Below are 13,551 nucleotides of genomic sequence, written 5' to 3'. Positions count from 1 at the left end.
TTACTATTGTCAATTGTGTTGGCTTTGCAATAACTATAGTCAGTATTCAATTGCTGAGCAATTTATTGTTGCAGTACAATCCAACAACGGTGTATGTGATTTTAGCTTTGGGGCCAGCGATAGGATTGATTTCCCTTAAAATGAAGCCTTAGGCCAAAATACTCTCGTGTCCACTGTCTTTAACGAACAAACAGGAAGAGTTTGTCGCTTCTGTCATCTCCTTTACAAATTCAAAGCGGAGGTCGGCGTCCATACCAAAAATGTTGAGATCTGCTCGTGGCGCATCTGCCAAAACATCTCTAAAACTTCCCACAAATATCTCCATAAGAGTGTCGGGTAGTCTCGCCAAGCTGATGAGTTGACGCATAAAGCCTTCTGCGTTTTCGCGTTGTCCGTCATCGGCAATAACCATAACCAAACGGATCTTTGCATTCCAATTTTTCATCAGTTTATAGGCCAATAAAGTAGAGAGGTCAAGGTTGCCAATATCCCAACCCAAATTCCAATTGTCTCGGCGATCGCTCAACCATACATTTATGGTATCGCGTTGCCCAAGTTGAGCAGTTGGATGCTGTTGATACACCACACAGCCAATTTCCAGACGGATACACTCCCGTATCACGGGGCGCAATTCCGTCTCATAATCATCATGAGCCTGCAAGTTAAGAAAGACAATATTCGGTCTAAAGAAAGCTCCTAATAAAGCCTGATTTCCATAATTGACCCCTTTGGCAAACTCCGTGGTATTAATAATGGTCCAGCTGGAAAAGACTTCTTTATCTCGAAACGATTGTGCTAAGCTTTCCAATTCGTCTCCCATAGGGCTTCCTTCAGAGCTAGGCTCAATTCCCAGGAGTTTTATGGAGCCTTTAGGGTGTGCAATATTCCTCAGAAAGTCAAAGTTTCCACGAGCCCCAGTTAGGTCGCGCACAGGAACCATAAGGTTGGGTTTCCAAGCGCGCTGTTGCATTTTCTTCATGCCCCAGGTGTGCTTTGCGGCCCACTCTGCAAAAGAGACAAAGAGCCCTGAACGCACATCTTCAAAGGGTGTTTCTAAGTTTTGTCTAGAGAGGTACCAGTACACCGCCAATACAATTCCAATGGTCACTAAGCTAATGGTCGGGTTGATAATGAACATCGCAAGCACTGAGGAAATTAGTCCCAGCCAAGGGATCCAGCGCTGTACTTTAAACAAGGGGCGGTAACTGATCAATCCCAAATTTTGTTCAATGATCACCACAATATTGATCATGGCATAAGTCACCAAAAAGAATAAGGTCACTAAGGGCGCCACCGCATTCAGATTGCGCAACAGCATAGTAGCGAAGATCAATATCCCGGTAACTACCATAGCATTTCTGGGCTGTCCGTTGGCGGAAGTTCCTGCCAAGAATTTAGACTTTGGCAAAACCTGATGCTCTCCCATAGCAAAGAGTATTCTAGAGGAGCCTACCAAAGAAGCCAAGGCGGAGGAGAAAGTCGCCCCTAAAATACCTGCAATGATCAGTGGACCTACATAGGCCTTTTCTATAATGATGTTGTAGTTCGAGATCAATTCAGTTTCTGAGGCTGATCGGGCCAACCAAAACGCGAGCAGCATATAGATCACAAAACTCACGCCAATGGCCAAAAGAGTACCTTTAGGAATACTAGAGCGTGGATCTTTGAGCTCTCCAGACATGTTTGCTCCTGCCATAATTCCTGTCGCCGCAGGGAAGAAAACTGCAAAGACCAGCCAAAAATTGCTGCCGTTAAAGTTGTTTTCTGGGGAGCCCTTAAAGCTACCCCAGCTCAAGGCTTCACTGGTGGGAATACTCATCGAGCCGTCATAAGCCGCGAGTACAATAGATACTAGTGAGGCTATAATGATAACCATAATGATGAACTGGATCTTTATGGCCAGATTGGCGCTTATATATGCTATGGTGACCAGTCCAGCAAAGACACAGACATCAACCAGAAAGGCATTGTGTTCTGGGAAGATTCCGAGCCATCCCTCCCTAAATCCGAAGATATACATAGTAACGGCTAAGCCCTGAGAAATATAGCGTGGTATGCCCAAACTTCCACCTACTTCTAAGCCCAGGGACTGTGAAATAATCGCATACGCTCCTCCTGCACCTATTCTAATATTTGTCGTAATGGCAGACATGGAGAGGGCTGTGCACAAGGTGATCAGAAAAGAAATAATGATCACTAACCAAGCACCGAGTAAACCGGCGTTTCCAACTACCCATCCCATACGCAGGTACATGATTACCCCTAGAATGGTCAATAAGGTTGGGGTGAAAACACCACCAAAGGTGCCAAATTTCTTGGCGGTAGAAGGTTGGTCTTGCATAGTAAGCACAAGATAACAGTTTTATCTTATGCGCAAAGTGAACCTACTTTATGAGTTTGGTGTTTGGAAAAGCAGCCTTGAATCCAAACCAAAAAGCATTATGGGCAGGCATTAAAGCTAGGGATTCACCGGTAAATTCATTGTAGAGTTGGTCTTCATGAAGGGTCCAATAATTTCCCGAGGAATCAATGGCTCCATCGGTTTTGTTGTACTCTTTAAAGCTAACTCCCTGGGTACGATACACTCTGTGTGCGCCGCTCTTGTCTGTAAAAATGGTCAGGTTTTCACCATTGTAGTTAAGCGAATAGATTCTGTTTCGTTTGAGAAATTTAGAGGAAATAGCAACGACCTCCTCCGTATTCAATGGATCTCTAAGGGCTAGGATCTCTTGTTTGTTTCTGAGTCTGCGATCGTTTTGAGGGATGTTAAACATGAGTTCGTCCGTAGCGAAGTAATCTTTATAGGCCACGCCTTCACCATAATCTCTGCGGTGGCCCGTATTGGTAGAAAGCACTTGAGTATCCGGATGCATTTGCTTCCATTGCTTCCAGGTGGTGGTGACCACATTGAGGTATTCCAATTGAATGTCTTGGCCCACTAAAGGACCTATGACTGGTCTGCCCCAAAGCGTATTCCACAGCGATTGTGTCTTTTGGTCATACATCAGCTTGTTGGATCGGTATAAAAAGCCACTGGTTCCAAAATTGTATTGGGTGCCCTCATACTGCGTTTTGTAAAGAATTACTGTGCCGCAAAGCGTGCAGTAAACCCCTGCAACGGGCACCCCACCTACCGTATCGGTAAACATTTCATGCCAGGCTAAAATTCGTTTGGGGTAGGCTCGGGTGTCTCCGTTGATGGAGATTCCAAAAACAATGTTGTTGTCGTCTAAATAATCGGCTTGCTCGGCTGGGATCATTTGAGGATTGCGCAGCGGAGGAATACCGTCTTGCTTAACGCCACCCCAACGGACTTCGTCCAAGCGAATCTCACTTTGATCGGATCGTCCTAAAAAATAATCAGCAAATCGAAAGTCGATACTACGATGCAAGATCGCTTTGAATTGATAATAGTCTGCATTGTAGTTTTCTGGTTTATTCCAGAGGTATTCAAACCAGGCGTTATAATCGTAAGCAATGTTTTGTCCACTGCTTTTTTGCAACAACAAAAGCAGTTTAAGTTTGCTTTTAGGCTGATTTAAAAAATACAGACTTTCCAAGGCAAAGATCTCAAAACTCGGATCCCAATTTTGCTCAATGAAGCGCAGAGCTCGCTCCTGATCCTTACTGTTTTCTGTTCTAAAGAGGTCTAAAAAGTATTGATAGTGAGCCCGGCTTTGCGACAAATCCTCTGTCTGGGCAAAACCTGTGGATGGCAGGAGTATAAATCCTAAGAGAACAATCAGCTTTTGCATTGCTTTTTTTTCTTTGGTCGTAATAAGGACTGAAAACCAAACAGCTATGGATCAAAATAAAAACACCCGCCGGCAGACCAAAGGTTACCGAGCGGGCGCTTGAGCAGATTATGAGGCTAATCTAATTACCGTATACCACAAAGGTAAAGGCACTGTCTCTTGCCGAACCTGAAGCATCTTGAATGCGAACTGTGAAGGTGTTGGCGCCGGTGGTTTCATATCCAGCAATTTCTGGAATTCCAAACCCGATGGTGAACGGCGTAATGGTCACAACGGTGTTTGTAGGATTAGAGTCTAAATCCAGAGTGATTTCGTAGACACCCGTGGCAGAGTTGTTTACAGAGGCAATTCCATATCCGGTAGAGATACCTCCCAGGGAGTCAATACTCCCATAAGCGATTGCCATAGAATTTCCGTAAACGCGATTAAGCTGAGGTGAATCTGTTGTTTGTACGATCTCCACAAAACCATTGGTCTCCATGTTACCAGTAGCAAGGTCAATGGAGGCATTTACGGTGCCACCAGCTAGAAACTGCACGTCGTCACCCACATCGGCATAACCAATACCCCAACCTGGGAATCCCGGAGAGTGTTGCACGATCATTTTATCTGGATTAGTAGTACCAGAGCCAAAAAGTAGTACTTGACCACTTTGCTTACTGTGAAGGGCCGTTGCAACGCTTCCAATTTGTGTTTCACCTACGCCGGTTCCATCAAGACTTACGGCCAAATAGGCATCAATGTCTAACCAGTTTACCGCGTCCAAAGCAGAAATACTTCCCAATTGCACGGAGAAAACTCCGTTCTCATCGGTATTTGGGTTATGAGTTTCTGTAAATACAGCCGATCCTCCAGCGCCATCGCGGATCTGGAATTGAACGGTTACAGGAGAACTGATGATAAGATCGCCACTCCCGTCTCTAGCAACAGCTTGATAGTTGATGAGTTCCGCGGCTGCTAGGACTTTAGGAGTAACATCGGGTTGGCTAATAGTCTCAGTTGGATTGTCAGTGATCTTTTGATAGGCGTTGATGGCAACTCCTTCTACGCTCTGCGCGAAGCTGCCAGCCGTGATAGCCAAAGCGGCTAAAAGTGATAAAGAGGTGTATTTCGTTTTCATGATTTCGAGTTTATTGTTTGATGATTTTAAAGGTTTTAGAGCCGCCTTGTTCAGTCAGATTGACTTGAAGCAGATAAACACCTGCTTGCAGTTGACTCATGCTGATGGAGGCTTCTCCGCTGAGGTTTTGAAGCTCTTGCGAGAAGATCAGCCTTCCATTCAGATCGTAAAGTTTGAGATCGAACCATTCGCCTTGAAGCTCGTTGAAGCTCAAGTTCAATTGGTCACGAACCGGATTGGGAAACACAGTGGTGGATCCTTCCAGAGAGAAATCATCTACATCAAGAATGAGGTTTTGGATCGCTCCGGCCCAAAAGCCTTGGTCCAGAGTAGCTCCACTAGAAATAGAACCTATCACAGGTTCTCCTAGGGTAAAGCTCAAGGTTCCAGATCCTCCACTTAGGGTAGCGCCAGAATTTCCCATTACGGTCTGACTCAGACTTTGTGCTTGGGTACTAAGGATGAACATCACACTGAGCACCGTAAAAAACAGTAGTCTTTTCATAGTTTAATTGTTATTGGTTTTAAAGTATTTGCGTGGGGGCAAAAGGTCTTGGCTTCCGCAGTTTTAGTGCGGGCTAGGGGGCTGTTTATCTAGATAATATCATTAAAAATTATGATGCTAAAATATTGATATTCAGATATATAAAACCCTTTTTAGCTTTAGGATTTTACCTGAATTATTTCGGGTTAAAACCCGGAACGTATTGGGGAATATTGTGGGGTAATGGGGAGGAAAAAAGGCCCTAAACTCCCCACAGCTAGGGCCTCTTAAAACGAGTTAGATCACCAACTCATAATTACTTGCTAGTGTTAGCTAGTGCATTGTGAAATTCATCCAAGTAGTCCAGAACGTATTGCGGATTCTCAATATGAACGTGATGACCACTTTGAACGATTAAATGTTTGTTGATTGGATTCTTATATTTTTCCATGATCATCTTATGCCAGCGTAAATTCATCGCGGCATAAGGATTGTCTTGCTTTTGTGCTGAGATCAAATAAATTGGGAGGGTGGATTGCCCGTGATCTAAATTGGCAAATTCATCCAAAGATTGCTCTTCTGAATACGCCTCCAAACCATATGTTCTGATGCACTTTGCAGTTTTGTAAATGGGGTGTGGAGGTTGTGGCAAGGAATAATAAGGAATGCTACTCCAGGATAAATTCCGAAGCGACCAATTGTGCAATCGATAACTCAATGGCCAAGACTCAGTCTCTTCACGTCCTGTTTCTTGGTAGGGGTCTATTAGATACAATCCCAAGATATCTTCAGGATATTTTTTAGCGTAATAGCGGGCCAAAAATCCTCCAGCGGAATGGCCTATAAATATATAAGGACCTGGGATCTGCTCCACATCCAAAACAGCTTTAAGTTCTGTGGCCATAACTTCTACAGATCGCGGCATTGCACCAACTTCGCTGTGACCCAATCCAGATCTATCGTATCTAAAAACACGTCCGCGCTCCTTTAAAGGAACCGCTAAAGATTCCCAAGTTTGCATACTTTCTCCCAAGCCTGCTATCAGCACATAGGTCACTGCACCCGATCCGTCGTATTTATAATGGATTTTATTGTAGCCAATGTCAGCAAAACTTCCAGTTGCTGGATAGTTCTTCTCCACAGAAGCATTGTAGCTTGATTGTTTTACAAAGCCAATCAAAAGCAATACGATCAGCAAAAGGCCTAATCCTGATAAGATGCGTTTGAGCGTTTGTTTCATTGCGTTGTTAACTTTGATTGGGACAAAGCTAGGTCAGCAACTAAATGTGAAGTATCACAGATGTAACAAAGAAGGTAACAAACGTATCAAAACCTTATTTTTTGCGGTATTCAGCGGGTGTGGAGCCGAATTTCTCCTTAAAACAACGACTAAAATAGGATGGAGTATTGAAGCCACAACTGTAAGCAATCTCTGAAACATTGAGGTCGCTTTGTGAAAGTAGATCATGAGCCATCCCCAAACGTTCGCTGAGTAATAACTCTTGGGCAGATACTCCAGTCACAGCCTTGAGTTTTCGGTGCAATTGCATTCTGCTCATACCCAGATCTTCAGCAAGTTTAGCAGCGTTAAAGTCTGGCTGGGTAAGGTTCTTTTTTAAAAGTTCACTGAGTCTGTTTACAAACTGTTGCTGAGATCCTCGTGGCGCTGTTGGGCTTTTCGTTAAACGCCCTTTGGATTGGAATTTTTCACGGAGCCTTTCAATGGCATTCAGCTCGTTCTTAACTTGTTGTAATAACAACTGCGGATCAAAAGGTTTGGTGATATAAGCGTCTGCCTGAAGTTCCAATCCTGCCAATTTATCATCAGCGCCTGCTTGCGCCGTTAGCATAAATACTGGAATGTGATTGGTTTTTTCATTGGCCTTTAAGGCTGCCAGAACTTGTAGACCGTCCTGACCGGGCATACGAATATCAGATAGCACTAAATCAGGGATCTTCTCAATGCCTAAAGTGATGGCATCATTTCCATTGTTGACCGTTATGACTTCAAATCCTTGTTTTTCAAAGAGGGAGGCTGTGTAGCCAAGGAGTTCGCGATCGTCTTCAGCAATTAATATGACCGGAGCTTCTTTGTTTGTTTTCTGTTTCAGCAAAGAAGTCTGAATTTCTGTTTGCTCTTTTGGGATTTGAGCAGTTGGTGTTAAGGGCATTACAACACGAAATTGCACCCCGTTATTTGTTGTAGTTGTTGCACTGACTGAGCCTTGGGTGAGTTCAACCAGTTCTTTTAAGAGTGACAGGCCAATTCCAGATCCTGGTAGCTCGTCGTGTTCCCGATGATGGCGCTCAAAGAGCTTCTCGATATTTTGTTGGTTTATTCTTTCGGATTGATTTTCAATCTCAAAATGAAGTTGATTGTCCTGATGTTTAGCAACCACTTGAATAGTAGTTCCTTGTTTGGCGTATTTAAAGGCGTTGCTCAAGAGATTGAGTATGATCTTGCTCAGAACATCACTGTCATAGGCCTGCATTCCAAAGGTATCTAGCCGGTGTTCTAAGCTTACTTGTTCACGTCCAGAATGACCTTTAAAAGGTATGATCAAATCATGCAATTGCGCATCCAGATCGTGAGGTTTGATATTCAAGCGTACCGCGCCATCCTTTAAACGAGAAAGTTCCAAAAGTTCATCAGCAAGAGAAACTACTCTTTGGGAGTTGTTGTCAACTATCTGCAGTAATTCCCGCTGTTCGGGTTGATCACTATTAGCCTTTAACAGTTGTTTGATGGGACCGCTTATTAAGCTTAAAGGCGTTCTGAATTCATGGGCAACGTTGGTGTACAATCTAGTTTTTAACTCATCTAATTCTTTGAGACGTTCTGCCTCTCGATGCTCTAGATCCAACTGATACTGCATCTGCCAACGCCATTTGAAATAGCGGTAGGTGGCATATATCAAAAGCAGACCAAAGATCACATAAAGCAATTTGGCCAAATTACTTTCATACCAAGCTGGCAAAATGGTAAAGGCAAACTCAGAAGGTTTGTTGTTCCAAACCCCATCATAATTGCTGGAAATCACTTGAAAGGTATAGTCGCCTTTTGTAAGGTTGGTGTAATTGATCAAATTGTTGGTAGTGGGTGCAGACCAATCCTCGTCATGATTGATCAACTTGTATTTAAATTCGTTCCGACCTGGTTGGGCAAAATGTAAACTGGCAAAATGAAAGGTGAAGCTGTTGTCATCGGCCTTAAACTCCATGTCTTTTTCAAGGCTGATGGGTTGGTGATGTAGTTCAATTTGGGCTATGGTGGTTTTTGGAGGCGTACTGTTTTTTCTGATCTGCTGAGGTTTGAACCAGTTTACCCCTTGAAGTCCACCAAAATACAGTGTATTGCTTTGAGCATCTCTAAAATGTGCTCCCGTGTTGAATTCTAATGATTGCAACCCATCAAAAATAGTATAGCTTTCAAAGTTGGGATAGTCAAATTCCGTTTGTGTCACTTTGGTAATGCCTCGATTGGAACTCAGCCATAGATTGTTGTTTTCATCGGGAATAATTCCGTAGATGACGTTATTGGGTAGGCCATCTGCAGTGGTAAACTGCGCTTCTGTATTGCTATTGAGGTCTAACTTGAATAATCCATTACCGTTAGTACCTATCCAAAGGCGATCGTCATGACTGTAGATTGATTTCACATTGGCATAGCGCAGACTGTAATAGCGTTCAAAGTGATTTCCTCCATTTTTTAAACGCGCCACTCCTTCATTTTCTGTGCCTATCCAGAGTTCGCCTTGCTCCGTGAGCTGGATGGCCCTGACATTATCCTCCGGAAGGCTTTGCGGATCTTGAGGGTCATGAGTGTATTGCTCCAAAATCTCGCCTTGAAAATCTACCAGTATTAAGCCTTGTTCTCGAGTCGCAAGCCATAACTGCTCATTGGAACCGTTTTGCACAATGCTCCATATGGTGCCGATCTCAAGTTTTGGATTCCGTGGATCACTCAACCAATTAAAGCCCCGCTGGGGATTGTTCAAATCAAGTAGGGCCAAACCAGCCTCTTGGAAACCTATAAATAGACGGTTTTCAATAGCTAAAAGACTCATCACTCGATCTGAGGGAAGTCCCTTGGATCTGTTGAATTCTGTTTTATATCCGTTGTATTTTTTTTGCTGCGGATGGTAGGCAGTAAGCCCCTTCCCAGAAGTGCCGATCCAAATACGTCCGGTTTGATCTACCGCTATCGCTCGGCAAACGTCAATATTTGCAAAACGCGGAGCTTCGGATTGTACAATGCCATCAAACTTCAATAAATCCTTGTCGTAGTAATTCAAGCCTCCGCCGTCGGTACCCAACCAAACAATACCCGTATGATCTTCATATAAGGAGATCACGTCGCGGTAGTTTAGTGAGTTTGGGTCATAATTTACGGGCAAGAAATGGCGCAGTTGCTCAGCCTTCGAATTCCATAAATACACACCCTGGCCATAAGTAGCTAACCAAACATTGTCATTGCTGTCAATGAGCATACGCTCTAATTTGATGCCCTCAGGAAGTTCAAACCCTTCGAATACTTCTGAAGCCAGCCTTATAGCACCGTCTTCAGTTTTAAAATACACCCCATTATTATACGTGGATACCCATAAATTCCCACTGCTGTCCATCTCAAAATCATTGATCAAGGCGTCTTGATCTTGTAGCGATAGAAGCCATTGACCAGACTTGTTTTTTTGATCTACGGTGTAGATGGAATTATCTGAGCTTGCCCAAATTTCATCCTTTATGGTTTTAATTCTAGTGATAAAATAGGACCCAGGCAGTCGAATGGGATCTTGTATGTAAGTTGTTTTGTAATATAATTCCCCTTGCGTAGTACCCATCCATAGTTTGCCATCAGCATCTAAGTGTATGCAACTTAGATCTTCAATCGCTTCCTCATTATCAAATTCATCCCGTGTCGGTGAATATTTATACAATACCCCACCTTTGGCCAGGGCATAAATCTCGTCGTTGGGTCCAAAACTCAATTGCCCTAAGAGGCTGTATCGGTCTTGAGTAATATCTTCAAATTGTAAGGGGTAAGTCTTGAATTGCCTGCCGTCATAGCGGTTCAATCCATCTTGAGTGGCAAACCACATATAGCCCGAAGAATCTTGGTCAATGTGGACTACGCTGTTTTGAGAAAGACCGTCATTTACGGTCAAATGACTAAAGCTGATCCGATCGGTTGATTGGGACCAGCAATAGAGGGAGCTCGCCAGAAGTATGTGTAACAGTATGCGTTTCACATTCAGGATTTGGCACAATTTAAATATTTTTTTGAACCAGACCCTTAACTTATGGATAGGAAAAACCCCTGACTAACAGGGGTTTCAATTCTATTTGTTTGTTCTAGGCGTTAATTCCTTTTGGATTTAGTGTGGGCTTGAGCAGTTGCATAAAGGTCAGTGATAGCACAATGGCAGTTGACATTCCCATAAGTACTGTGGAAAGCATCATCACCACAACACCATTGGTATAGGTAATTCCCCAATTGCCTAGAACTGCGTTGGCAAATTCTGTGTTGAGTTCAAACATATAAAAGCCCATAAAGCCTGTAAAGATTAAGGTCGCGACGGTTCCACTTAAGAATCCAATCTGCCATCCGTCTGCATAGGTGAAGCGAGAACTTCCTTGCTTGAACACTTGCATGGCTTTTAGGATTCCGGCTCCATAGATAACACCGTTGAAGATACTCAGGGCAGGATATTCATGCCACCCCAATAATTTCATGGTTAAAAAATAGGCGATCAGTGCTAGGGCGATCGCACCCCCGTATTTTAAATAAGTCCGTATCATAGCTTTTCATTTTTTGTTTAATGAAAATAGTAAAATATTAAACAAAATTAAGAAAAGAGGTGTTAAGCTTTGTTAAAATGGGCTTATAGAGGTAACTGGGAGATAGTTGTTACGACTTATTTGTTGACAATAAACCGGTGCAGTCGTGATTATTGAAAGCGATTGTACTATAAGAATTGTTAATAAGTAATGGCATTACAATAACCTATGTTTAAGTATTTTGCCCCATATTTAAACTGTCTAAAAAGCACATAATTTTTGCGAATGGATATAGTTGATAAAGCGCTCGAATTCGAGCAACGTAAGCACTCCTTCAAAACAACATCAGAACGTATTCTTGCCTCACGAGAAGTTAAGGAACTGATTTTAGGAGTGAATGAAGTCTATAAACAAAATCGCGATGCGAAGCTAATGGAACTCATGAAGCGACTCACCGTGATTAAACAGAAAATAGAGAAAAGGTTAAAAGGAAAACCCTTAGTAGCCTAATAAAAAATCCGCTTTAACGAGCGGATTTTTTTTATAACTATTTCCTAACCTAGGCTTGGTAATAATTGTAGAATTTCGGGAAAACGAATCCCGAAGTTATGACCGCTAAGCTCAGTTTACTCTTTCTATGTGTTTGCTTATCTATTAGCTGCAAACAAGACCCGTCTTATACAGAAGCGAAAAAGGACGGTTCGGAAAAATCGGTGGCAGAAAATGGCCATAAATATGCAGCCCTTTATTGCGCTAGCTGTCACGCTTTTCCAGAACCCACTTTGTTAGATCGCGATACTTGGAAGAATTATATGCTTCCTAGAATGGCAGCTATGTTTGGTCGCTATGATTCAGTCTTGACTCGTGCTTCATTTTTTGAACAAGGTGCGGGAGGCGAGAGACTCGAAGCAAGTGGTTTGTTTCCAGACAGACAGACCATGCCAGATAGTGTCTGGAATGACATACAGACCTATTATCTCAACAATGCGCCAGAGACCTTGAGTTATCCGAAGCCTAAACAACTCACTTTGGGAAAATTGCCATTCGAGGTTAAGCGCCCAGAGCTAAAAGTCCAAATTCCAAGTACAACTTTAGCTAGTTTCAACGAGTCAGGTTCCATATATATAGGAGATGCTAATACGCGTTCATTCTCTGTTTTCTCCGCTGACTTAGCATTAACACAAACTGCAACTATACAAGAAGGCCTAGTATGGATTAGAGAAACTCAAGAGGATTATTGGATGACTTCTATGGGCAAATTTGCACCGACTGATGCGGCTTTGGGTTCTATTATTCGCATACCCAAGCAAGGAGGGCAAGCCGTTCAACCCGTTAAGGGGCTTCAGCGTCCTGTTCACACGGACTACGCAGATCTCAATGGTGACGGGGTTGACGATATGGTGATTAGCGAATTTGGAAAGTGGACCGGTCAGCTTAGCCTGCACCTTAGCGCAGGTTCTCAGGGATATGTCAGACGGGTTTTGCACCCAGAACCTGGGGCTATCAAAGCTTATTTTCGTGACATGAATGCCGATGGGCACTTGGATATTGTTGCCTTATTTGCTCAAGGGAATGAAGGGGTCGATATTTTCTACAATGACGGCGAGGCCAATTTTACTCGTGAGCGTGTGCTTCAGTTTTCACCCAGTATGGGATCTAGCTTTATGAATCTCATAGATTACAACGACGATGGTCATTTGGATATCCTTCTTACCGCCGGAGATAATGCCGATTACAAGCCTTTAATGAAACCTTGGCATGGCGTCTATGTGTTTTTAAATAAGGGAGATAATAGTTTTAAACAACAGGTTTTTGAACATCTAAACGGCGCCTATAATGCTGTTGTTGCCGATTTCGATTTAGATGGCGACAAAGACATTGCCGCTATTGCGTTCTTCCCGGATTGGGTCAACAGTCCTCAGGAGAGCTTTGTATACTTTGAACAAAAGGAAAATGTCTTTGAGCCTCACGGTTTGGACATTGCAAATGCTGGGCGTTGGGTGGTTATGGATGCAGCTGATTACGACAGCGATGGCGATCTTGACCTATTAATGGGCTCTTTGGCCTTTGAGGTGGTGCCAAAATTGGGTTACGTCCAAAGGTGGATGCAAGAAGGACTTCCCTTTCTACTGCTCAAAAATACAAGTCGATAACAGACGATTTGCTATTTAGACCTGCTCTAAATAGTCAGGTAGGAATCTTCGCTTAACATTTTCTTTAGAGGGTTTGGCATGAACAAAGTGAGGCCTGTCAAGGCCTTTCACTTGTAGTACGGAAAAACCAGAAGACCGTGGTTTAAATAAAAAGTTAATTCTGGAATTAAACAAAGTCGATTCTGCTAATCAAAGATTAATCCGCTTAACACAAGGCTAATCCTTTATTCAAATTCTCTTCAGAATTTCCTAACAAAGCCA

Annotated in this window: 9 protein-coding genes; 2 read left to right on the top strand and 7 right to left on the bottom strand. The window is 43.1% G+C overall.

The features are described 5' to 3' along the window. Positions 1-148: 148 nt before the first annotated feature. The 7 genes from ACSLP7_RS09300 to ACSLP7_RS09270 all read right to left on the bottom strand — a co-directional run bounded on the left by ACSLP7_RS09300 (position 149) and on the right by ACSLP7_RS09270 (position 11,158). Positions 149-2,341: an amino acid permease gene (locus ACSLP7_RS09300; RefSeq protein ID WP_435579041.1), complete on the bottom strand. Its 2,193-nt coding sequence runs from the start codon at positions 2,339-2,341 to the stop codon at positions 149-151. 43 nt (positions 2,342-2,384) lie between these two features. After that, positions 2,385-3,755, bottom strand: a complete 1,371-nt coding sequence (locus ACSLP7_RS09295; RefSeq protein ID WP_435579040.1) for a DUF3179 domain-containing protein — start codon at positions 3,753-3,755, stop codon at positions 2,385-2,387. Positions 3,756-3,876: 121 nt separating this feature from the next. After that, positions 3,877-4,875 (bottom strand): hypothetical protein, encoded by a 999-nt coding sequence (locus ACSLP7_RS09290; protein ID WP_435579039.1) that lies wholly within the window; start codon positions 4,873-4,875, stop codon positions 3,877-3,879. A 10-nt stretch (positions 4,876-4,885) separates the two neighbouring features. Continuing rightward, positions 4,886-5,380, bottom strand: coding sequence for a T9SS type A sorting domain-containing protein (locus tag ACSLP7_RS09285; protein WP_435579038.1), 495 nt, complete (start codon positions 5,378-5,380; stop codon positions 4,886-4,888). A 295-nt stretch (positions 5,381-5,675) separates the two neighbouring features. Then, on the bottom strand, positions 5,676-6,599 hold the full coding sequence (locus tag ACSLP7_RS09280; RefSeq protein WP_435579037.1) for an alpha/beta fold hydrolase: 924 nt from the start codon (positions 6,597-6,599) through the stop codon (positions 5,676-5,678). A 94-nt stretch (positions 6,600-6,693) separates the two neighbouring features. After that, on the bottom strand, positions 6,694-10,608 hold the full coding sequence (locus ACSLP7_RS09275; RefSeq protein ID WP_435579036.1) for a two-component regulator propeller domain-containing protein: 3,915 nt from the start codon (positions 10,606-10,608) through the stop codon (positions 6,694-6,696). Positions 10,609-10,711: 103 nt separating this feature from the next. Continuing rightward, positions 10,712-11,158: a DUF4199 domain-containing protein gene (locus ACSLP7_RS09270; protein WP_435579035.1), complete on the bottom strand. Its 447-nt coding sequence runs from the start codon at positions 11,156-11,158 to the stop codon at positions 10,712-10,714. Between the two features lie 264 nt (positions 11,159-11,422). Between ACSLP7_RS09270 and ACSLP7_RS09265 the strand changes: the two genes are divergently transcribed. Next, entirely contained in the window at positions 11,423-11,647 is a 225-nt protein-coding gene (locus ACSLP7_RS09265) for a hypothetical protein (protein ID WP_291182891.1), read from the top strand. 98 nt (positions 11,648-11,745) lie between these two features. Continuing rightward, a complete protein-coding gene (locus ACSLP7_RS09260; RefSeq protein WP_435579034.1) occupies positions 11,746-13,290 on the top strand; it encodes an FG-GAP repeat domain-containing protein in 1,545 nt (514 codons plus the stop codon). Positions 13,291-13,551: the final 261 nt, after the last annotated feature.

Origin of the sequence: Gilvibacter sp. (assembly GCF_965601605.1) — a bacterium.
GTDB lineage: Bacteria > Bacteroidota > Bacteroidia > Flavobacteriales > Flavobacteriaceae > Gilvibacter.
This window is presented reverse-complemented; position numbering and strand designations above follow the sequence as displayed.